Raw genomic sequence first — 22,292 nt, forward strand, 5'->3', positions numbered from 1 at the left:
ATCACCAGCTTACCTGCCTTTAATCCATCCAATTTAGAAATTTACATGATAGTTCTCGGCGTTGAATCTTCCTGCGATGAAACCGGCCTGGCCTTGTATGACACGGAGCGTGGTCTGTTGTCACATGCCCTGCATTCACAAATCGCCATGCATCAGGAATACGGTGGCGTTGTGCCTGAACTGGCATCACGTGACCACATTCGTCGCGCCCTGCCCTTGCTGACTGAAGTATTAGGCAAGGCCAATCTGGGCAAGAAACAGATAGACGCAATTGCCTATACCCAGGGGCCAGGCCTGGCAGGTGCGCTGCTGGTAGGCGCATCCGTGGCTTGCGGTCTCGGCATGGCACTGGATATTCCGGTATTGGGTGTGCATCACCTGGAAGGCCATCTGCTATCACCCTTGCTGGCCAGCCAGCCGCCGGAATTCCCCTTCATCGCCTTGCTGGTGTCAGGGGGCCATACCCAATTGATGCGCGTCGATGGAGTGGGGCGTTATCAGTTATTGGGTGAAACACTGGACGATGCGGCAGGCGAAGCCTTCGATAAATCAGCCAAATTACTGGGACTGTCTTACCCTGGTGGCCCGGCCATTTCAAGAATGGCAGAATTTGGTGACTCTGCCGCTTATAAATTCCCGCGCCCCATGCTGCATTCAAAAGACCTGAACTTCAGTTTCTCTGGTCTCAAAACCGCAGTGCTGACAGTAGTAAAAAATCATCCGGCTAATATCTGTGAACAGGATAAAGCCAATATTGCCCGCTGCTTTGTTGACGCCATCGTTGACGTGTTGACGGCGAAATGCCTGACAGCGATCAAGGAAAGCGGCTTGAAACGCCTGGTAATTGCTGGTGGCGTCGGTGCCAACCAGCAGTTACGCGCATCGCTCAATGCCGCTGCAGCAAAGAAACGCTTTCAAGTGTATTACCCGGAACTGGAATTCTGTACCGACAATGGCGCGATGATCGCCTTTGCAGGCGCCATGCGGCTGAAAAAAAATCCCGCACTGGCAACGCGGGATTATGGCTTTAATGTCAGGCCACGCTGGCCCTTGCAGGAGCTCGTTGCTGCCTGACACGATTCAGATATCACTTCCACACCTGGCGCTGGACTGATAATAGCAATGTCAGAGTCAGTGTCAGTAGCAAATGACAAACATGCAGGCTTACGCAGACTTATTTGTCATTTGCCGATCACTATTTTTTCTTGCTGCCTGCCTGAACGTCTTTCTTGCTGCCCAGGCGGCTTTCTTTGCCATTCATCAAATTCGCTATATTTTGGCGATGGCGATAAACCAGCAGACCACTCATGATAAAAACGGCAAGCAGTTTGACATCTGGCCCGAACAAAAACCCATAGTACAAGGGCGCAAAGATCGCCGCGATCAGCGCCGCCAATGAAGAATAACGGAATGCGAACGCCACCACCATCCAGGTCACCAGCGTCGCTACACCTAACCAGATATTAATGCCGATCAGGACGCCAGCAGCAGTCGCCACCCCTTTGCCGCCAACAAATTTGAAAAACACTGGCCACAAATGCCCAAGAAAAACAGCCAGCGCAACAATTGCGATACTGCCATCGTCCAGTTGAAATTGCGTTGCGTAGGTCATCGCCAGCCAGACTGCGAACCAGCCCTTGACGGCATCACCCAATAAGGTCAGCACGGCTGCCGCCTTGTTACCACTGCGTAAAACATTGGTCGCCCCCGGGTTTTTCGATCCATAAGTGCGCGGATCAGCCAGACCAAACAGCTTGCTTACCACTACCGCAAACGACAGTGAACCGATCAGATAGGCGGCGATGGCAGCCAGAATTGTATTCATCTTTTTCCTTATTCTTTATTTCAGAGGAAAAAACTTCCCTCAGCCAGGGGTAACACCCCAATGTGATTTTTTGATTTGTCTATTCTAGACGATGTAGGCGATTATTCATCCATAGCGCAGTCTACGGCATGTGCCTGCAGCAGGCTGATCAGCAATTCCGGCGCAATGCCGATCAGGTAACCACGTTGCCCGCCGTTGATATAAATTTTTGGTAAATCCAGTATGCTACGTTCTACATAGATAGGCATGGCTTTTTTGGTGCCAAACGGCGAAGTCCCACCAACCAGGTAACCTGAATGCTTTTGCGCATTTTCAGGCTTGCAGGGCTCTACCGATTTGCAGGCAATTTGCCTTGCCAGGTTTTTGGTTGATACCTTGCGGTCGCCATGCATGAGCACGATCATGGGCTTGGCTGCCTCGTCCTGCATGACCAGGGTTTTAACGACATGGTGCTCATCCACACCCAGCTCACGTGCGGACACGCCCGTGCCGCCATGTTCTTCATACGCATAGGGGTGCTCGGAAAATTCTGCCTTGTGTTTGCGCAGGAACTGGGTTGCCTGTGTAACGGATACGTGTTCTTTCTTGGCCAAGATGTGCTCACTTTGACGAATATGCAATTTTCAAACTGGGCAAATTATATCTCCCGATGGCTGACAGTCAAAGTTTCTGCCTATTGCAGATCACTATTGCAGACAAGCATTGCACAAAAAAACGGCACGGCATAGCCTGCCAGACCCGCCACCATAAATACACGTAATCACATTCTTTATATCCCCGTGATGAATTCGTGAGAAAAAATTCATCAGTTTGCGATGATTAAAAGACCATTAGTTTCTATGATCAGATTTCCAAATCATTGGATCAGCTATTACTGTCGATGCTTCCCCTCACTAGCCGGGTGTTCTTCCCCCTGCCTGGAAACGTGAAGTTCTGCAATTCCGATTCACTATCATTTCATCAGAGAGACTTTTTATGTCCACTAGTATTCATTGCAAGCACGATTTCAGAATGGAACAAAACGTTTTAGCGACACCTGGCATCTCCCTAAAAAAATTGCGCTGGTCGCCCTTGGATTACAGCACGGACCTTGCTATTGTTATTTGCGAAGTCTGTGGGCCCTTTACGCACGCTCTGCGACACCATGGCGCGCCTGGAAGGCGGCGTAGAAACCGTGCGGCTAGAACCCATCGCCATTACAGAGCTGGCACAAGATGTGTTGAGTAAATTTGCCTTACGCGCCAGGGAACTGGAAGTCAGTTTGCAAGTAAGCCCGCAAAATACCTCTTTAATGATGAGCGCAGACATCGGCAAGCTGGAGGGCGTTCTGACCAATTTAATCGACAATTCTCTGCACCATACTCCCAGGGGTGGCAGCATCAGCATAGAACTCTCACGCTCGCAAACGACACCACTTTATTAATTACAGTCTGCGATACGGGTGTTGGTATTGCGCATGAACAATTGGAACGCATTTTTGAACCCAACTATCGCGGCAAGAATGGCTGCACTGATAATATGGTACACCTCGGACTAGGCTTGGCCATTGTGCGCAGACTATTAGAACTGCATGAATCAAACATCCGTGCCACAAGCCAGCCTGGTCTTGGAAGCGCTTTTTATTTTGGCTTGCCTTTGGTTAATAATTGATTCAATAGAGACCTGCAAAGAATCATTTCTGCTGGGTTATATCTCTTATAGCTGAAAGTCAAAGCAGGTAGACATGCGAAATTGTGGTTGCAGAACAGGGGAACCGCGCGATACCAGCATTTGCGCCATCGGTCATAATCAGAATAGCCCGCGCATGCAAATTGCGGTGTAACTAAGCCACCAGGGGCAGATCCGGGTTGGCATGCCGTCAGGCAAAGCAAGATAGGTTGGAATATTCCAGCGATCACAGGCGGCATAGCTGATGACTTTCTTGCCGATAACTTCTTGCATTCCAGCTCAGACTTGGGGCCTACAGCGGTTCCCGTGTTTTTTGGCCGTCTCATACAAATAAACAGAACCTGCACAGTCGTCACCAAGAACCATCACCACGGCTTTTCTCCCCTGATAGAAAGAACTTCTCTTCCTGGAAAACTTGTTCTTAACATTGCGAGCAACTGGCCTGATTCTCATCAAAATAAAACATATTTCAACTGTCAATCTTCAATAATTATGCCGGTCAATTTTTTTTGTTTATGGCTTGCAAGGAATTTTAAAAATTAAAAATTTACCAACACAAAGAAAATATTTAACTTTTTTTAACAGTGTTGTTTTTATTTTCTCTTTTTAATGTAATATCCATTTTCATGGTTAAAATAGCCAATATTTTTTTGTAGTGAGACAGTTTTGAATAAGCAACAACCTCCTTTTGAAGCAAACCAAAGCAATAATTCAACGGAACCAAATTCGACGACTGTGGCTGCACCAAAACCCTTATTCCGTCGTCAGGTAATTGAACACATCAGCAATCGAAAATACGGCACTGTCCTTCTGGCACATCCCGTCAGTCATCGCTTTCTAACAATGCTATTTACAAGTATTGCAGTGACAATCATTGCATTCTTTGCATTATTCAGTACTACTCGCAAAGCCCAATGCAGTGGGGTTTTATTGCCCAATCTTGGGGTCATACGCGTCTTGCCAACACAGGCAGGTGTCATTCTTTCTAAAAATGTCACTGAAGGACAACTGGTGCGTGCGGGAGATGTGTTGTTCGTGTTATCAAGTGAACGAAGTGCTGCTGTTGGTGATGCACAGAAAACGATTTCTTCTCTGCTGACAAACCGTCGTGACAGCTTTCATGCAGACCAGGCACAGCTTCTCGCACAAAGCCGCGCACGACTTGATGCGATGCAAAGGAGAGCATCTGACCTGGAAGGGGAAATCAGCAAAATCGATGCACAAATCGTTTTACAGAAACAGCGCGTGCAACTCGCTGAGCAGGCGTTTAAACGCTATAGCGATCTACAAGCAACAAATTATATTTCAGCCGCCCAGCTTCAAGATAAGCAAGCGGAATTTCTTGATCAACAACAGCGCTTGGCAGAATTAATTCGCGTTAAATCTGCAAATGGTCGCGATTTTACGACAGCGCAAGCGGATATCAAGGATCTACGGTTACAAACTCAAAGAGACAGCGCGGCGGTACAGCGCAATGTAAGCAGTATTGAACAAGATTTAACTGAAAATGAAGCGCGTCGAGAACTGGTCGTACGGGCACCGCAAAATGGAACTGTCACTGCCATTACGGCAGCTGTAGGGCAGACGGTAACTCCAAATTCAGCGATTGCGGCGTTGATTCCAGAAGGTTCTGAATTGGAAGCTGAAATTTACGCCCCTTCACGTTCGGCAGGTTTTGTTCAGCCAGGTATGCAGGTTTTATTACGCTACCAGGCATATCCATATCAAAAATTCGGCCAATATAAAGCGACTGTGAAAGAGGTAGCGAGCAACGCCCTTCGACCAGAAGAATTACCTTTAGGCGCGCAATCAGCAAACAGTAATGAAGCTTTATACCGGATACGCGTCAAACTTGACCAACAAGCTGTCAAGGCCTACGGACGCCAACAGCCTCTGAAATCGGGAATGTCTGTCGATGCCAGTATCGTCCTTGAACAACGTCGCTTATACGAGTGGGTACTAGAACCGATATATAGCATATCTGGTCGCACATAATTCGTGACGACATGAGTAGTTGTCTCCTTCCACATCTTTGAAAAATATTATGTCTCACGCATCCTTCCCTGAGTTGCGCTTCTGGCGACGCCCGCAACTACCGAATTTATTGCAAACTGAGGCCGCAGAATGTGGTTTAGCATGTTTATGCATGATATCAAGCTATTGGGGACATAAGCTTGACCTGGCGAGCATGCGCCGACGCTTCTCAGTATCTTTGAAAGGTGCCACTCTAAAAGGATTGATGGCAATGTCACAAGGGCTAGGACTCCAAACGCGCCCTTTAAAACTCGATATGGAGCATTTACCTGAGTTGAAGTTGCCTTGTATTCTGCACTGGGATCTCAATCATTTTGTGGTACTGAAAAGTGTCTCAAAAAAACAAGCGGTGATTCTTGATCCTGCTGTAGGAGAACGTTTGCTGGCGCTGGAAGAATTTGCAAAACATTTTACAGGCGTAGCGCTCGAGCTTACCCCTGGCAGTGAATTCAAGAAAACCGAAGAGGTGCAAAAATTCTCGCTGATGTCACTAATGGGGCAAGTCATTGGTTTGAATAGCGGCTTATTGCAATTGCTGTTATTGGGTTTGGCTTTGCAAGTCTGCGCACTGGTCGCACCGTTTTACATGCAATGGATAGTTGACGAAGCACTTCTGGCCGCTGATAAGGATCTCGTTACAGTATTGGGCTTGGGATTTTTATTACTGGTTATTGTTCAAACCTCAATTACCGCAGTACGTTCGTGGGTAACAACGGTGTTGGCAACGAACCTGAATTTCCAGTGGTTAGGCAATACCTTTGCTCACTTGATGAGGCTACCGTTACCGTATTTTGAAAAACGTCATACTGGCGATATCGTTTCTCGCTTCGGTTCAATTCAAACCATACAGCGCAGTCTGACGACTCAATTCGTCGAGGGCATGATTGACGGAATCATGGTTATCGGCACACTCATTGTGATGTTGTTGTACAGTCCACAGCTCACTGCAGTGTCCTGCGTTGTAGTCGTTTTATATGCCCTATTGCGCTGGAGTGTTTTTCGCCGCTTGCGTGAAGCCAATTCCGAACAAATAATTCACGCTGCAAAACAACAGACCCATTTTATGGAATCTGTGCGCGGCGTACAAAGCATCCGCTTGTTTAACCGTGTGGAAGAACGCCGCGCAGGCTGGATGAATAATTTGACTGACCAGTTCAATGCTGAATTACGGATTGCGCGTTTGTCGGTATCGTACCAGACCGCAAATACCCTGCTGTTCAATGCGGAACGCGTGATCGTCATCTGGATGGCTGCGCTGGCCGTGCTGGATACTCGTTTTTCGGTTGGAATGCTGTTTGCATTTATCAGCTATAAAGACCAGTTCAGTAGTCGTCTGGCAGCATTGATCGACAAGCTGTTTGAATTACGCATGTTAAAGCTGCATGGCGAACGTGTCGCTGATATTGTTTTAACAGAACCAGAAAAAGATGAGCACTTACTGGAAATAGATATGGAGCGAATTAGCCCACAAATCGACATAAAGAATTTGTCTTTCCGGTATTCGGATAGTGAACCCTTCGTTTTAAAGGAACTGAATTTGCAAATACCTGCTGGACAATGTGTCGCTATTACAGGCCCGTCAGGCTGCGGGAAAACAACATTGCTCAAATTAATGCTCGGCCTGATAGAACCGACAGCAGGAGAAATTTTAGTCGGCGGTGTTCAGCTCAAACAACTGGGCTTACAGAACTACCGGCAGTTATTAGGCACTGTCATGCAGGAAGATCAGTTATTTGCGGGTTCTGTTGCGGACAACATCTGTTTCTTCGACCCAATGCCCGATCAGCACAGGATAGAGTACTGTGCACAGCAAGCAGCAGTGCACGCCGAAATTGCAATAATGCCTATGGGTTACCACACACTAGTTGGCGATATTGGAACAGGATTATCGGGCGGGCAGAAGCAACGGATACTCTTAGCACGAGCACTTTACAAGCAACCAAAATTACTGGTTCTTGACGAAGCCACCAGCCATCTTGATATATGGAATGAACAAGCTGTGAATGCGGCGATTGTTCAATTAGTATTAACACGAATCATTGTCGCGCACCGTCCCGAAACCATCGCAATGGCTGAGCGTGTGGTCGTATTGCAAGGAGGAACGGTCGTGCAGGACGTCACCAAAGCAGTGGCGGAGAAAGAAAAAAAGGTCGCATAATTCATCGACACTTGACTGAACGCTGTTTCTGGCAAAAACATCTTCGCCGCAACACAGGATCAACCTAAACAATCACTGTCAAATTACTGATTTGCAATAATGCCGAAATGGGGAGAATTTCTATTTTCTTAAACTTTTCAAAAGCATCCAAAAAAATGCTCCAAAAACGAATCCGCCGAAAAGCGAGATGTAAATAATTTTTATTATGCTTTTTTCTGGGTAGATAGCTATAAAAAAAAGAGCCATGGGTACTCCCCAGAGCAAAGCTGCCACACCACCTAGTAATAGCCATCCACGAGGATTTTCAATGCAGTAAAAGAAAAATTTTCGGAAATTATTCATCAAAATAAATATTAAAAAAGACGTATTGCAACACTCAAAAGAAAAGAAATAACTCCTGTCATCACTATATAGCCGCTATATAAATTAAGGAATTTTGTGCCTTTGAAGCCGATAGGAAAAACTATCGCCAGTACGCCAATATATAAAAACAAATCGGCATAGAATCTACCGTCAATTGCATTTGTGTTTAGCAGATATAAAAAAAAGTTAAGGCACAAGAGTCCCCATGCAATCCAACGAATTAATAAATTTTCTTGACTCGACATGGGGACCATTTCTTAATTATTGCAAGACATCTTGAATTGCACTACCTATCGCAGCACCTAAAGCCGCACCGCCTGTAACAGCCTGTGCGCCGGCAACCGTTGCCAGGCCACCAGTTGCGCCAGCGGCGATAGTTACGGCTGCAGCGCCAATAACTGCACCAACCCAAGCTCCGGCCAGGGCACCCAAAGAGCCGCCACCAGAAACTTCTTCGATTTCAATTTGATTAAGTTCGTTCATAATATCTCCAATTCCTTATCAAAGCGCATCTTCTATTGCACTACCAATTTTGCCGCCGATTGTTGCTGTTGCACTAGCAACACCAATGACGCCAACCGCTGCCGCGCCTCCGGTAGGGAGAGTTGCCGCGGCACACGCTGCAGCACCGGCAAGAGCTCCAAGAACCATGCCAATGGCAGTACCCAGCGCTCCGCCACCAGAAACAAGATCAATTTCACGCATATCCAATGTTTGCATCATATCTCCGAAATATTAAACAAAATTTTTAATCCAAAAACGAAATTATTGCTTTGAACACAAAGCAATAATTCTATTTGAGATTAATCACAAGCTCCAAAGTGGATTCCCGTGCTTATCAGTTGGTCCATTATTGTCCCACCAAGGCCAGGTCAATGGGTCAGCGACCATTCCGCCAGAAACAATTTCAATTTCAACTGTATTCAATTCCAACATACATAAGCTCCTATTGATAATTAAAAATGTTGCTAATAAAACCGCAACATTTTTATATTGATATTTTTGTTAAAAAATGTCAATTAATTTATCGCCCACCCTATCTATTGTTGCTATATTACAAAAATTAATAAAAGCATATAATTTATTTATTTTAAAAAAATAATCAATTAAAACAACGAAGTAAGTCTATAAATTAACATTCAAACTATGTATTTTTAAGCGTTTACACCATTGCATCGAATAGGCAAAATGCTATTTCTCTTTAAACAATTGACACTTAAATATTTTTTTGAAATAATAAAAACATCACAATTTTGTGATGTTTTTATTATTGAGATGAGGCGATATGCAAGAATTAAACGCAATTGAATTAGAGATTATCTCAGGTGGTATGATCGTAGATCGCGAGAACTTACCTTCTGGTGTTTACCTTGATAAAAACGGCAATCCAGTTGACTCAAGAGGATTTCCCTTGTTTTGATATCGCCAAAAATGAGATTTTATTTGGCAGGCCTGCGCTTATGGCGAAGATATCGCTTATGCCCAAATCGATTGCAATATATGGCCATTCCTGAGTTTCAAATTCAGCAAACCTCGTTAGCATATGGTTTGCTGAAAAACTGCCGCGTAATGGTCATTGGCAATAATTGCATGGAAATTAGCTAAAACGCTTGTGAACTAAAATCTAAAGACATGAATAAATATTGTTTTAAATATTATTTATTGCTATTAAAGAATGATTTATTTCTATACCAAATCACTGAAACAACAATGATTCAGTGATTTTAAATTTGGAGCTAAAGATGCAAGAATTGAACTTGGTTGAAATCGAAGAAGTGTCAGGAGCAACTAGCACAAGCGGGTGTTATATAGGCCCAGACGGTGCTTACTATAAAAATGGCGCACCGATTTATATTGCAATTAACGGATAAATTGTATTCTATTGAAGTGAGTTTTCATCATTTCTAAATAGCGATCATTCAATGCTGCATAGCCGTTAGAGAAAAAAATTTCTAACGGCTCATGTAAGCCGGCCTCTCGCAAGACGACACACCGTCATCACCGCTCTTACAAATACCCCACAAGTCATCGCCTCCCGAGCAAGTCTGGGTGGCAGATATTAGCTACACGTCGACCAAAGAGAAATTCATCTATCTGAACTTGATCACGGACGCAGATTCCAGAAAAATCGCTGGACATTGTGTGCGTGTGTGCCGGCAGAACGAAGAAGTAAATCGTGCCTTCAAAGCAGTACTCAAGATCAGAAAAATCCCGCTACCTTTGATCCATCACCCTGATGGTGAAATTCAGTATTGTTCCGCTTATTATCAGCAAACCCACAAGCACAACATCACTTACGCTATGACAGATGAGTGCAATTGTTAGCAGAACTCCCTGGATGAACATATTAATAAGGGTTTTAAAGAGTGAATCCTTGCCCTCAACGCCAAAGAACCTGAAAGAAGCAGGATAGATGATCAGGCAATCTATCGATATTTACAACAACGTGCCCTCATTAACCCTCCAATACAAAACGCCCAATGCGGTGCATCGGGCGTCCTTAGTGCATTTTTAGCTGCCAATCCATTTAGGAATGGACACGTCTATTTGTCACCACTTGATCGCTTATTTTTTCGCCGCGGGAGAAGCATCGCCAATGTATTTATCGATAAAACGTAAAACCGCTTCACCCCATTTGATGTTGTTACTCTCCTTCGACCAGCCGTGGCCTTCGCCGGCAAATACCATCCATTCCACGGTATTACCTTGCGCCAGCAATTTGTCCCGCATTTTTTCACCATGGATCAAAGGTACCCGTATGTCTTCACTACCATAGGCCATCAATACAGGTGCCTTGATTTTGCTGGCATTTTCTATTGCAGATGATTTGTGGAAATACGCATCATCAGTTTTGGGATCACCGTGCATTTTTGCCCCCATATTGTCCATGAAGGGGCCGGACATATCGGACCAGTTCACCGTAAACAACATTTTGACATCGGTCACACCTACCCAGTTGACACCGCATTTGTACAGATCCGGGTCTTTTACCAGACCATACATGGTCGCATAGCCACCATAGCTGGCACCAATGATGCATACACGATTCTTGTCTACAATGCCTTGCTTGACGAGGTTTTCAATCCCATCTGTGACGTCATCCTGCATGGCGAGGCCCCATTGCTTCCAGCCTGCAGTATGATGTTTCCAGCCAAAGCCGGTAGACATGCGGAATTGCGGTTGCAGAACGGCATAACCACGCGATGCCAGCATTTGTGTCATAGGGTCATAGCCAAAATAATCGCGCGCATGCGGACCGCCGTGTACATACGCGACCAATGGCAGATTCCGGGCTGGCACGCCCTCAGGCAAAGTCAGATAGGCGGGAATATTCAAACCATCACGGGCTGCATAGTTGATGACTTTCTCGGCCGATAACTTTTTGCCTTCCAGCTCAGGCTTGGCAACATACATCGGCTCCAGTGTTTTTTTGGCCGTATCATACAAATATACAGAACCAACATTATTGTCACCTCGAACCGTTACCACCGCATTTTTTCCTCCCCATATAAATGACACTTCTTGCCCTGGAAAACTTGCTTTTAACGTTGCGTACAACTTGGCATACCCCTCATCAAAATAAATATATTCTGACTTTAAACCCTCAACAAATATGCCTATCAATTTTTTTTGTTCATGGTCTACGAGAAGTTTTGCAGGCATGAAGTCAGTTGGATTTCCGACATCAACATCAGGGTGATCTGCCACCATTTCGCCAACAGTTTGTTTAGTAAAATCCCAAACGTATACCGCCATCTTGTCGCGCCCGTTAAAACGTCCAGCGACCAATAGAGTCTGGTTATCAAAATCAAAACCCAGCGGATGTATTTCCTTACCTTCATCGATATATGCATGATGAATCACGTTCCAGGGCTTACCTTCGCCCTCACGGTAATACACAATTTGTTTGATACGTTTGTTTGCAGGATCGACGTCATTTGATACACCAACACGGGTAACGTTATTATGATCGACTATCCACTCGCTAATCTTGCCAGGATTATCGAAGGTCAACAGCTTTGTTCGTCCCGAAACCGTATCGAGACGGAAGATATCTGAAGCACCTAATTTGTCATCCTGACCACGCTTGTTATTAACGACAATCATATCGTTGCTGCCATCACTGACACGCCCTACCACCGAGTAGGCTTTATATGCGACATTCCCGGTTCTGGCTTCTTTCTGCGTAGGAGCCAGTTTGCGGAAATTGCTGCCATCGCTGTTGACGGCAAAAAGTCCGCCGCCATCATCATCTTCCATGACAACATCGCTGCCACGGCGGAGACTGAATACCAGGCGTTGACCGTTCACCCATTTAGGGTCAAAGATATCGCCTTCAGGATCCGACGCAACAACTTTGAGCTGACGGGAGTCCAGGCTAATAATAGCCAGAACAAAATGGCCATTACGTGGTACCAGCATGGCCATGCTTTGCCCGTCAGGCGATAAGACCGGGCGCCCGTTGAATTGCGCTTTTTTAAAAAAATCGGCTACTGGTATGGATTTATCTGCATACGCAGGCAAACTGATAGCGCCTGTTATTGCCAGTAAACCAGTGATAACTACTTTGTTAAAATTTTTTTTCACGTTAATTGTCTCCCTCTGTTGCGTCTTTACTTCATCTTTATGCACGTTGTGCGGCGGATAAAAAAATGCCGGAATCCAGGATATATTGACCTTGAATTCCGGCATTGATCAGCTCAAAAATTATTTGAATTTATATTCAAAACTGACCTGGAAGTAACGACCTACCACGTCATGCAAACCCGTGAGCGCTGCCACGGCTTGTGCAGAAGTAGCACTTGGTGCAAACGGTGCCATGCGGTCAAGCACGTTTCTGACAGCAAAACTGATCTTGAGATCCTTGACCAGACCAGAATAGCTGCCACCCAGATTAAAGGTAGTAAAAGAAGGAATATCCTTACACAGTTCAGGATAGCCCTGAGTTGCAAACACGCATGGTTGTGTGAAGTCAGGATTAGAAGACATATGACCGATATGTACGGCATCCAGGGATGCTTTCCATGCTGCCTTTTCCCACGCGATACCTGCTGTTGCCTGAACACGCGGCGAATTGCGTGAGCCCGCATATTCTATCGTGTCAGCTTCTGGCGATGGTGCGGTCTTGTAGGAATGGTTGTAAGTTACTTTCACATTCGGTGTGATACGACCATATTCACCCAGATTAAACTTCGCATTCACGTCCAGATCAATACCGCGCACCTGGGTAATCGCCACATTGGTCAGCAACAACCTGACATTGGTGATCTCCCCGGCGGTTGCACCAGCAGCCTTGTCCGCAGCCGACAAAGGGTCACGGGTAATGACCGCCGCAGGGTTGCCGGCATAGCGACCAGGATTGGCCAATACGGTCGTCAGGTCATAAGTGGAAATTTCATCCTTGCGTTTGATTTGCCAGAAATCCAGACTGGCATTTAGCCATGAAGTCGGCTCCCATACCAGACCAAGGGTAAAGCTATCGGCAGTCTCTGGCTTCAGGTTGGGGTTGGAACCACTTTCATACGAACTGCTCCATTGGCAACCGTTCTTGAATTGATCGTTACAACGATCAGGGTCACGATATGACAGGAAAGCCTTCAGGATTTGTGTAGAGTTTTCTACCAGTGTCGGTGCACGGAAGCCGGTTGCGTAAGTACCGCGTACCAGCAAGGTAGGATCAACATTCCATTTCAAGCCGACTTTGGGTGTCGTCGAATTGCCATAATCGGAATAACGGTCATAGCGCGCAGCAACCTGGCCTTCGAGTGACTTGAGGATGGGTATCGACAATTCAGCATAGGCAGATGCGATATTACGGGCACGGGAATACCCTGGCTGCGACTGAGCCCGGTGATACAACTCACCGTCAACAGACAACTGGGAAGGATTGACATCCAGTGTTTCGCGACGTGCTTCAGTACCGACTGCAATAGACAACGGGCCTGCTGGCAACTGCATCAATTCACCGGATACCTTGGCATCCCACATATACATGCCAGACTTGAAATTGTCAGCTGAGTCAGTCACGATCTTCTTGTACAGGTCGGCATTTTGTGCCGAACTGCCAAACAGGAAAGTACCATTATTATAAGCTTGTACGAATGGCGTTTCCAGCAGGCCGGCAGTCGCTTTTGACACCACTTTGCTGGTGTTGTACATCACAGCAGTTTCCCAATCCCACTTCGAATAGCTACCTTTCAAACCAGCCAGGTACCGACCAAAATCAGTTGTATTCTCCAAACCCTGCCCTGGGAAATCTTTCAGAGAAGCTCGGACCCGAACTGTGCCATTACCTCCAGCCAGTGTCTTGCCAGTGACCGGGTCGATCAACTCTTGCGGATATTGAGGATGGGTAATTGGCAGGGGGCCGGTATCGAGGCCATTCTGACCAGCAAACCAGTGCGGCAAACCTGTCACAGATGCCTTGTTCTGGTTGTACATGACTTCAGCAAAAGCGCTGGTATCGGCATTGATTTGCCATGTACCACGACTGGTCAGGCCGACACGGTCAGTTTTACCGCCAGAATTAACTGAAGCATCTTTCAGGTCATCAAACACACAGGCTGTGCCTAGTGTGCCGACACCAAAGAAGTTGGCGGCAGGTACCAGATTATTGGCCGGGCAATTTTTGTCCAGCGAGCGCGAAACAAACTTGCCCGTCGCCTTGTCTGTCCAATAAATATTGCCAGGGAAAGTATACAGTGAACGGTTATCCTTATAACCGTAAGGGCGCAGGTCTTCCGTGCTCAGATAGCCGTCACGTTTGCTGATGAACATCGGCTTGCGCTGACGTATATCCAGAGTCGCATATACATTGTAATGATCTTCGACAAGGCTACCAAAACCATAGCTCAATGAAGTGCGGGCTTCCTGGCCGTCATGTCTTTGCGACTCAGCCATGGAGCCTGCGATTTCTGCACCTTGGTAGTTGTCACGCAAGATAATGTTCACTACGCCAGCCATCGCTTCGGAACCATAGATGGCCGAGGCGCCATCTTTCAAGATTTCAATGCGTTCAACCGCACCGATAGGTACCGAATTCAAATCGACGAAGGTAGTCTGGTATTCAGGTTGTGCATAAGCAGCCAGTCGGCGGCCATTGATCAGTACCAATGTTGCCTGACTACCGATACCACGCAGATTCAAACCGGAGGCACCAGCAGTAAATCCATTGGTGCGGTTTTCATCAATACCACCATTATTGGCAGAAATAGTCTTGAGCACATCGGTCAGGGACGTTGCACCGCCACGTACTATTTCATCACGACTGATGATCTGTACAGGTGAAGCAGTTTCCAAATTAATGCGTTTAATTTTGGAACCAGTTACTTCAACTTTTTGGACTTTTTCGGTTTTTTTCTCTTCCTCTTGCGAGGTAGTTACCTGGGCTAATGCGCCAGTGGCTATGGAAAACAAGCCTATGCTGGACATTGCAATTGCGAGACGACTCAGCTTCATGAATTACCTTTCTGTTTTAATTTTTCAATGCAAGCGCGTGCTCTTTCAAAATGTTCAGCTGCCAATTTCTATGAATCCAGTGTTCGAATCATGCCGTTTCATACAGATGTCTCCCCCTGTAATTGCTGGGCAAATTCGAATGCAAACCAAACTAGCTTTTGAAAGAAAGCCGATTATGAACTGTTACATAATGTAACTTGTTTAGTTTTTCTTAATGAGCCCATAAGGGAAAATGATGGGGCAAGGCAATTTGGGAATATTGTTCTGAATACATCTGAACAAAAAAGGTTTTTTATGGAATTTCTGAACTTGCCAAAATTAAGTTTATATAAATTTATATTTAAACAATATTACAAATATATTTGCCGTTGTTGTTTTTGTGATGAATCCCAGCTTCGTTTACTTTCGCGTAAAACGCTCACTTGTCAGACTTGCCGGACACATATCTTGAGTTCGCTGAGCCCAATAAAAAAACCCCCGTACCAGGTACGGGGGCTTTTCAACATTGCTTCAGGTTTTAAAAATCAGTCTCTGGCCAGTCCTTAATCTGTCTTCTGATGACCGCTCAGGACTTTTAAATTAATTTATCTACAACATTACACACCGGCCCTGATCAGCGAAGCTTTCAATACTTCATTCAGCGTCGCCTGGCTTTCAGACAAATGGGCGCGTGATTCTGCACTCATTGGCTTGCCAACTGCACCACGGATTGAAGCCAACAACTGATTTGCCTGCTCTCTTTGCAAGCTGCGTGCATCGGCTGGCGCTGTTGCAGATGGCCTTAACAAGGCATTCGACAGGCGCTTCAGATGTTCACGCTGCAAATTGCGGCGTGCTGCCGTGATCTCGCCACCGCTGGACAGCTCGCTCCAGATAGTAGATTGCAGGCTGCCATACAGTTCATGCAGCGACAACACTTTCTTCGGATCACGCAGTTTTTCTGCCGTATTCAGCAGGCGCAACGCCACGACATCTGACATCAGTTGATCCAGCGCCCCTGTTTGCAAGCTCAACAGGCGGGCAGAAATGGAAATGTCATTACGGCTATTGCGCTGAAAATGATCGACACCCAGGCGACTCAGGAATTCCGGCGTGAATGTAAAGCTCTTGGCAGTAAATAAGCTGTCGGAAACCAGTTTCAATGCCAGACGTTGACGTTCTACCGGTACCGGTGTAAAGGTGGCGCGGCCAGTACCCGCATGGTCGCGCAGGAAGGTAGTACCACCGACAAACTTGGTTGCCAGTGGCACTGTACGGGCAAACTGACCAAAGCCATATTCAAAGCTGCGGCGCAGGGTTTCATAGCTGTCGCCCGCTTTCAACTGACGCGTTTGCAACCTGTCCCACAATTCACGTGAGATGGTCAGGCGCTTCTGTATATAGGTCAGCGGGTCAGAACCAAGATCGAATACGTTAACGTCAGGGTCGGATACCATGATGCCCATGGAATCTTCATCGGTACCATACGCCAGCAAAGGCTCGGTTGAACGTGAGGCGATACGGGTCAGCTCGTCTTTTTCCTTTTCAGCATCAATCGGCTTGTATGCATATTCGATCGCCCAGTAATCATAAGGGCCCAGTGAAGACATTACGTATTCACCCTGTGGTTCACCTTTGGTAGCGAGGTTGAACGGGATGTAATCCATGACCGACCCGGCCATGCCGTTGGCCTTGGTGAACGCCGGGTCCTGCAATTGCTTGAGCGTATATATGGTGGACGAACGGAAGTTATGACGCAAACCCAGCGTGTGCCCTACTTCATGCATGATGACATCTTTGACATATGCCTGAGCCAGCGCTTCGGCCTTGGGGCTATCCATATCCATCTCGCCGCGGGCATCCAGCAAATCCATGGCAAAACCCATCTCCATCGCTGCTTCGTGAGCAAAATCACAGTCCCCACCATGTTGATGGCTGGCTGTTGGCTGCATGTCTTCCCCGATCATGCGGCGGGCACCACGGGCAAACACGTCGGACATGCCAATATCTGCATCCAGAATTTCACCACTGCGGTCATCCACCCGGGATGGGCCAATCGCAAAGCCTACGTCGGCGCCGACGAACCAGCGTATCGAGGCATGGCGCGAGTCCATCGTGTCAAAGGTGTCACTTTCCAACTGCTGTTTGGCAACCACGGCGTTTTTGAAGCCGATCTTTTCGAATGCCTTGTTCCATTCAAGAATGCCTTCAGTAACAGCCTTGCGGTATTTTTCTGGTACGTTTTTATCCAGCCAGTAAACGATAGGCTGTTTAGGTTCAGACAAGGCAGCTGTTGGATCTTTCTTTTCCAGTCTCCAGCGATTGACAAAATGACGGGAATTCTTCGGTTTGATATCGTCAGTGAAGTCGAAACTGGTCGTGACAAAATGCCCCAGCCTGTCGTCAGCCAGACGTGGAACCATCACTTCTTTCGGCAATTCTGAGAAATTGTAATAGAAGCCGACAAAGAAACTACGTGGGTCAGGCGTGGTTTGTGGTGGAGATGGCATAGGTACCGGGCTGGGCACCATCGGCGCAGCGGCAATACGCGGTACAAAGAAATGGGTACTGACCAGCAAGCCGGACAAAGACTCATCCACATTCAGTTTGGCGAAACTGGTGTTGGCCCGGTCAATGGAGTAAGCCATACGGTAGGCCGACTCCAGACGCGTCGAGTAACCGGGAATGTCAGAGAACAACAAGGCACTGGCATCAATCAGAATACCTTTGGATTCGGCATTAGGAGCACTCAAGACAACAGCGCTGCCCAGCAGACTGTCTGAAAACGCCTGAGCGACGGCCTGCGCCTGTGGCGTTCCCGGTGTGGCATAGAACTCGGTATTTTTGGCCAGCAATTGAATCTGGTTACCGATTCTCTTGAATACGGCCTGATAGCCATGCCCCATCTGGCTGCCGTACAGGCCACGCTCACCTATGCTGCTGGGGATGTTATAAGAAAACAGGAAAGGCTTGTCAAATTGCTCAGGTCGGATTTCCATCCAGACTTTTTCATCTTTTTGGTACAAGGTAAAGAAGCCCTTGTGCTCTTTCGCATCTTTAATGATTTCTTTAAATGGTTTCAATGGCGATGCGGCTGGCGCAGGGGGCGGTGCCGAAGTCGAGGCCACGGCAGCATTGCCATTGGCGACAGGTACAGCAGCCGGTGTTGCTGGTGGCGTCTGCGCGAAAGCGACTCCATTTAAGGCACACAACAAAAGGAGTAGTGTCTTTTTCTTAAAATGCACTTCTTTTGACGAATTCATAATCAATCCTTGTTAATTTAAAAAGAAACAATCACAAGCTGCCAATGTGAAGTTTCACCATTTCTCTAGACCACGTTTTTCGTTACAAGTTCTTACAAGTTGCAGGAACCTTCTGAAGTGCCGATTTTTACAGAAATCGTCCAATTTGAAAATTTTTTCGCATTTTTTCGTGCAAAATAGTTTTTAATTAAACAATTTAAATTTTCTCATTTAATGAAATTAACAGCAAATTAGACTTATTTCGCATTTTTTATAAGCTTATTACTGAAATTTATATGCAATTAAGTGAATTTACAAAAAAGTCACAAAATCATCATTTTCTGTAAATTTAGAAATTAAATTTTCATTTCGTGTCGCTATGAAACAACAATGCGTTAAAAATACGTAACAAATGCTTTCCCATATCGGTATTTTATTTACATAATAAAGTTCTGTTTGATTGCTTGGCTTTCATTTCTCGCGCGTAATTTTAGAAACGGAAGATTTGGCGAAATCTCATCAGACCGCAGCCCAGGTAAGTTTAAAAATTTACAAAATTTTTGAAGCATCACCCTAACTGCCAAAAAAGATCCGGCACCCGATTGCATCTGGTCTATCAATAAAGAGGGAATAAGAATGAAATTTAAAGAAAAACCTGGCGTACAGTCAGTACGCCTTGCTCTAAGCGTAATTGCTGGCTCCATGCTGATCGGGGGATATGCCCACGCTCAGACAGAGACAGTAGCTCCACAACGTATCGAAATTACCGGCTCTAACATCAAGCGCACGGACAAAGAAGGTACGTCGCCAGTTCAAGTTATTACATCAAAAGAAATCCGTGAAAGCGGCGCTGCAACCGTTGCCGATCTGCTGAAAAAAGTACCTGCCATCGGTACAGGCGGTGCGCTTGATAACGTTGACGGTGGCTTCTCCAAAGGTGTGGCAACTGCATCTTTGCGTGGCCTGGGTTCTTCGTCCACACTGATTTTGTTGAATGGCCGTCGCATGACGCCAGCAGCTTACGCCAATCCGAATGATGGCCAGTCCACACTGTATGATCTGAATTCCATCCCTGTTTCTGCGCTGGAACGTATTGAGATCTTCAAAGATGGCGCATCCGCAGTGTATGGTTCCGACGCGATCGCAGGTGTAATTAACTTCATCACCAAACAAGATTACCAAGGTTTCGAAGGTTCTGTTTCCGGTTCGTCTGATGCCCACAGCCAGTTTGGCCGTAAAAAAGCCAATATTTTCGGCGGCATCGGTAACTTCGCCAACGACGGCTACAACATTTTTGCGACAATCGACGTTTCCAAGCGCGACAGCACCAAACTGCAAGATGCGACTGCCTGGGAAAGAGGTATTTACCAGGACGTCAATGCAACATTGATCCCGTACTATAGTGCCATCAGCGCCAGCCCGATTTTCTTCAGAGAACGTTCACCAGGCAGTAATTCCTTCTTCACCAGTGGCGCGTTCCCTAATGCCAACATTGTGAACACGCTGAATTGCCCAACGTCCCAGCAGTTGGTTGGCGGCCCCCAGTACAATCTGGCTGCAACGAGCTACCTGACAGGCCGTACATTCTGTAACTACAACGGCAACCAGTTCCTCGAATCGCAAGGCGCAGCACAGGACATCAACTTCCTGACACGCGGCCAATTGCGTATTAACGATAACATCAGCGCATTTGGTGAATTTGCTTACTCCAGAACAGAACGTAAATACACAGGCGTATCACGTAGTATCGATGGACGTACAGCAGCATCTGCATTCCCACAACTGGGCGCAGCTGCCAGCTTCCAGGCAATTTTGCCTGTCGGCCATCCTGACAATCCGTTCCCGACTTCACGGGCTGCTGTTGTCTACCGCTTTGAAAATATTCCAGGCGGCTCCAAAAATGAAAATGATGCAGCACGTGCTGTAGCCGGCATCAAAGGCAGCAATTTCAACTGGGATTGGGAAACAGCGATTCTGTGGAACAAAGTCAAGCGCGAAGAAACGCTGAATGGCTTTATCCAGCTGGACGCAGTTCAAAAACTGATCACGCAAAATAAAACGCTTGCCCAAGTAGCTGCTGACCCTAATGTCAGCCGCCCTCTGGTCAATCACAATTCCTCTGAAATTACCCAGTGGGATGCCAAAGGCAGTACTGAAATCGGACAATTGTCCGGTGGCGGCATTGGTCTGGCGACAGGTTTTGAATTGCGCAAAGAAAAAATGCAATTGACGCCTGACCCTGCTACTTCAAGCGGTAATGTTCTCGGCCTGGTCAATCAGTTCCTGACAGGTGAGCGTAATGTCAGCTCAGCTTTCGTCGAATTGCGTACACCATTCACTAAAACTTTCGAAATGGATTTCGCTGGTCGTTACGACAAATATCCAAATCTGAAAGGTTCTTTCGTACCAAAAGTTGGTGCTAAATGGACACCGAACGACAGCATTTCTTTCCGTGGTACCTATGCAGAAGGTTTCCGTGCACCGGCATTGAATCAGGTTGTTAAAGGTGGTACACAGTACTTCACCACGACAGCCGATCCTATCCGTTGCCCAGATGGCGTAACAGCGGTAACGGGTGCTGATCAGTCAGATTGCAGCAAGAGCATTTCTGGTGTTGCCGGTTCCAGTCCAGATCTGAAACCAGAAACATCCAAGAGCTTGAGCTTCGGTTTGATCCTGGCGCCAACCAAGAACTTTGACGTCGCTCTGGATTTCTACAAAATCAGAAAAGAAGGCGAAGTTGCGTTGTTGAGTTCAGACGTCGTGATTCAAAACCCAGCCAAATACCCTGGCCTGGTGATTCGCGATACAAATCCAGGTACATGGGTCAAGGATGCCAATGGCAATGTGATTCCAAATTCAGGCCCATTGTTCTCGGTATTTACACCTTACATCAATCAAGGTAGTACTGAAACAACTGGTGTGGATATTGATACCACCTTGCGCACTTCTTTGGGTGCCAACGGTAACCTGACAACCAAACTGAACCTGAACTATATCTTCTCGTACAGAAGTGCACTGCAAGCTGGTGATGCAGAGTACAACGTGGTAGGCGGCGTTACCAATATCACTAACTGGGCATTGAGTAAGAGTGCAATTCCAAAGCTGAAAGCATCTTTGAGTTCATCATGGACTAACGGCCCGCATGCAGTAAGTGGCGCGATCAACTTTGTTGATTCAGTTTCTTACCTGCGTCGTTACGATGGCAATGTTGAATACCCAGTACCATATTGCTACTACGGTACAGGTCAACCATCCACAGCGTATAGCCTCGGTGGTTTGGCTAAGTACAGCAACTACAATATGGATTGTAAGATTGCAAGTTGGACAACGATTGACGTCAACTATACGTATACTGGCATCAAAAACCTGTCCATCAGCGGCAACATCCAGAATCTGTTCGATTCCAAAGCACCGTATGATCCGGGCGCAGGTACAGTTGGCTATAACCAGTCACTGCACAACCCACTGGGTCGTTATTTCACTGTTACCGCGAACTACAAGTTCTGGTAATAAGCTGAGACAAGAAGCAAATGCAGCCTGTTTGCTTCGCTTTGCTGGATTA

General features: G+C 46.5%; 18 protein-coding genes. 8 read left to right on the forward strand and 10 right to left on the reverse strand.

Going from position 1 to position 22,292, the window contains the following annotated elements; translation table 11 throughout:
* Positions 1-45 precede the first annotated feature (45 nt).
* Positions 46-1,074 (forward strand): tRNA (adenosine(37)-N6)-threonylcarbamoyltransferase complex transferase subunit TsaD, encoded by a 1,029-nt coding sequence (tsaD, locus tag ACO0LH_RS16415; protein WP_422942192.1) that lies wholly within the window; start codon positions 46-48, stop codon positions 1,072-1,074.
* A 121-nt stretch (positions 1,075-1,195) separates the two neighbouring features.
* Here tsaD and plsY read toward each other — a convergent pair whose 3' ends face one another.
* Positions 1,196-1,825 (reverse strand): glycerol-3-phosphate 1-O-acyltransferase PlsY, encoded by a 630-nt coding sequence (gene plsY / locus ACO0LH_RS16420; RefSeq protein ID WP_422942193.1) that lies wholly within the window; start codon positions 1,823-1,825, stop codon positions 1,196-1,198.
* Positions 1,826-1,926: 101 nt separating this feature from the next.
* Positions 1,927-2,418, reverse strand: a complete 492-nt coding sequence (ybaK, locus tag ACO0LH_RS16425) for a Cys-tRNA(Pro) deacylase (RefSeq protein WP_422942194.1) — start codon at positions 2,416-2,418, stop codon at positions 1,927-1,929.
* Between the two features lie 551 nt (positions 2,419-2,969).
* Between ybaK and ACO0LH_RS16430 the strand changes: the two genes are divergently transcribed.
* The gene (locus ACO0LH_RS16430; protein ID WP_422942195.1) at positions 2,970-3,248 is read left to right on the forward strand and encodes a sensor histidine kinase; all 279 of its coding nucleotides are present in this window, start codon (positions 2,970-2,972) and stop codon (positions 3,246-3,248) included.
* 26 nt (positions 3,249-3,274) lie between these two features.
* A complete protein-coding gene (locus ACO0LH_RS16435) occupies positions 3,275-3,475 on the forward strand; it encodes an ATP-binding protein (RefSeq protein ID WP_422942256.1) in 201 nt (66 codons plus the stop codon).
* Positions 3,476-3,613: 138 nt separating this feature from the next.
* On the opposite strand, the gene ACO0LH_RS16440 is transcribed toward ACO0LH_RS16435, so the two are convergent.
* A complete protein-coding gene (locus ACO0LH_RS16440; RefSeq protein ID WP_422942196.1) occupies positions 3,614-3,766 on the reverse strand; it encodes a hypothetical protein in 153 nt (50 codons plus the stop codon).
* 393 nt (positions 3,767-4,159) lie between these two features.
* On the opposite strand from ACO0LH_RS16440, the gene ACO0LH_RS16445 reads away from it, so the two are divergent.
* Together ACO0LH_RS16445 and ACO0LH_RS16450 are read left to right on the forward strand one after the other, a co-directional pair.
* On the forward strand, positions 4,160-5,488 hold the full coding sequence (locus tag ACO0LH_RS16445; protein WP_422942197.1) for an HlyD family secretion protein: 1,329 nt from the start codon (positions 4,160-4,162) through the stop codon (positions 5,486-5,488).
* Between the two features lie 49 nt (positions 5,489-5,537).
* Complete coding sequence (locus tag ACO0LH_RS16450) at positions 5,538-7,685, forward strand: peptidase domain-containing ABC transporter (protein WP_422942198.1); 2,148 nt, start codon at positions 5,538-5,540, stop codon at positions 7,683-7,685.
* A gap of 120 nt (positions 7,686-7,805) precedes the next feature.
* Here the strand turns inward: ACO0LH_RS16450 and ACO0LH_RS16455 are convergent, their stop codons facing one another.
* The 4 genes from ACO0LH_RS16455 to ACO0LH_RS16470 are packed head-to-tail and all read right to left on the reverse strand — an operon-like array spanning position 7,806 to position 8,768.
* Positions 7,806-8,027: a hypothetical protein gene (locus ACO0LH_RS16455; protein ID WP_422942199.1), complete on the reverse strand. Its 222-nt coding sequence runs from the start codon at positions 8,025-8,027 to the stop codon at positions 7,806-7,808.
* Positions 8,028-8,038: 11 nt separating this feature from the next.
* Positions 8,039-8,293, reverse strand: coding sequence for a hypothetical protein (locus ACO0LH_RS16460; RefSeq protein WP_422942200.1), 255 nt, complete (start codon positions 8,291-8,293; stop codon positions 8,039-8,041).
* 16 nt (positions 8,294-8,309) lie between these two features.
* Positions 8,310-8,531 carry a hypothetical protein gene (locus tag ACO0LH_RS16465; RefSeq protein WP_422942201.1) on the reverse strand — a complete coding sequence of 74 codons (222 nt, stop codon included), beginning with the start codon at positions 8,529-8,531 and terminating at the stop codon, positions 8,310-8,312.
* 18 nt (positions 8,532-8,549) lie between these two features.
* Complete coding sequence (locus ACO0LH_RS16470; protein WP_422942202.1) at positions 8,550-8,768, reverse strand: hypothetical protein; 219 nt, start codon at positions 8,766-8,768, stop codon at positions 8,550-8,552.
* 565 nt (positions 8,769-9,333) lie between these two features.
* Between ACO0LH_RS16470 and ACO0LH_RS16475 the strand changes: the two genes are divergently transcribed.
* Together ACO0LH_RS16475 and ACO0LH_RS16480 are read left to right on the forward strand one after the other, a co-directional pair.
* Positions 9,334-9,468, forward strand: a complete 135-nt coding sequence (locus tag ACO0LH_RS16475; protein WP_422942203.1) for a hypothetical protein — start codon at positions 9,334-9,336, stop codon at positions 9,466-9,468.
* A 593-nt stretch (positions 9,469-10,061) separates the two neighbouring features.
* Complete coding sequence (locus ACO0LH_RS16480; RefSeq protein WP_422942257.1) at positions 10,062-10,373, forward strand: DDE-type integrase/transposase/recombinase; 312 nt, start codon at positions 10,062-10,064, stop codon at positions 10,371-10,373.
* Positions 10,374-10,613: 240 nt separating this feature from the next.
* Here ACO0LH_RS16480 and ACO0LH_RS16485 read toward each other — a convergent pair whose 3' ends face one another.
* The 3 genes from ACO0LH_RS16485 to ACO0LH_RS16495 form a co-directional block, all read right to left on the reverse strand.
* The gene (locus tag ACO0LH_RS16485) at positions 10,614-12,635 is read right to left on the reverse strand and encodes a S9 family peptidase (RefSeq protein ID WP_422942204.1); all 2,022 of its coding nucleotides are present in this window, start codon (positions 12,633-12,635) and stop codon (positions 10,614-10,616) included.
* Between the two features lie 120 nt (positions 12,636-12,755).
* Complete coding sequence (locus ACO0LH_RS16490) at positions 12,756-15,506, reverse strand: TonB-dependent receptor (protein ID WP_422942205.1); 2,751 nt, start codon at positions 15,504-15,506, stop codon at positions 12,756-12,758.
* 596 nt (positions 15,507-16,102) lie between these two features.
* A complete protein-coding gene (locus ACO0LH_RS16495; RefSeq protein WP_422942206.1) occupies positions 16,103-18,748 on the reverse strand; it encodes a zinc-dependent metalloprotease in 2,646 nt (881 codons plus the stop codon).
* 615 nt (positions 18,749-19,363) lie between these two features.
* Between ACO0LH_RS16495 and ACO0LH_RS16500 the strand changes: the two genes are divergently transcribed.
* The gene (locus ACO0LH_RS16500) at positions 19,364-22,240 is read left to right on the forward strand and encodes a TonB-dependent receptor domain-containing protein (RefSeq protein ID WP_422942207.1); all 2,877 of its coding nucleotides are present in this window, start codon (positions 19,364-19,366) and stop codon (positions 22,238-22,240) included.
* Positions 22,241-22,292 lie beyond the last annotated feature (52 nt).

Source organism: Undibacterium sp. TJN19 (genome assembly GCF_049339485.1).
In the GTDB taxonomy this organism is placed as follows: domain Bacteria; phylum Pseudomonadota; class Gammaproteobacteria; order Burkholderiales; family Burkholderiaceae_D; genus Undibacterium.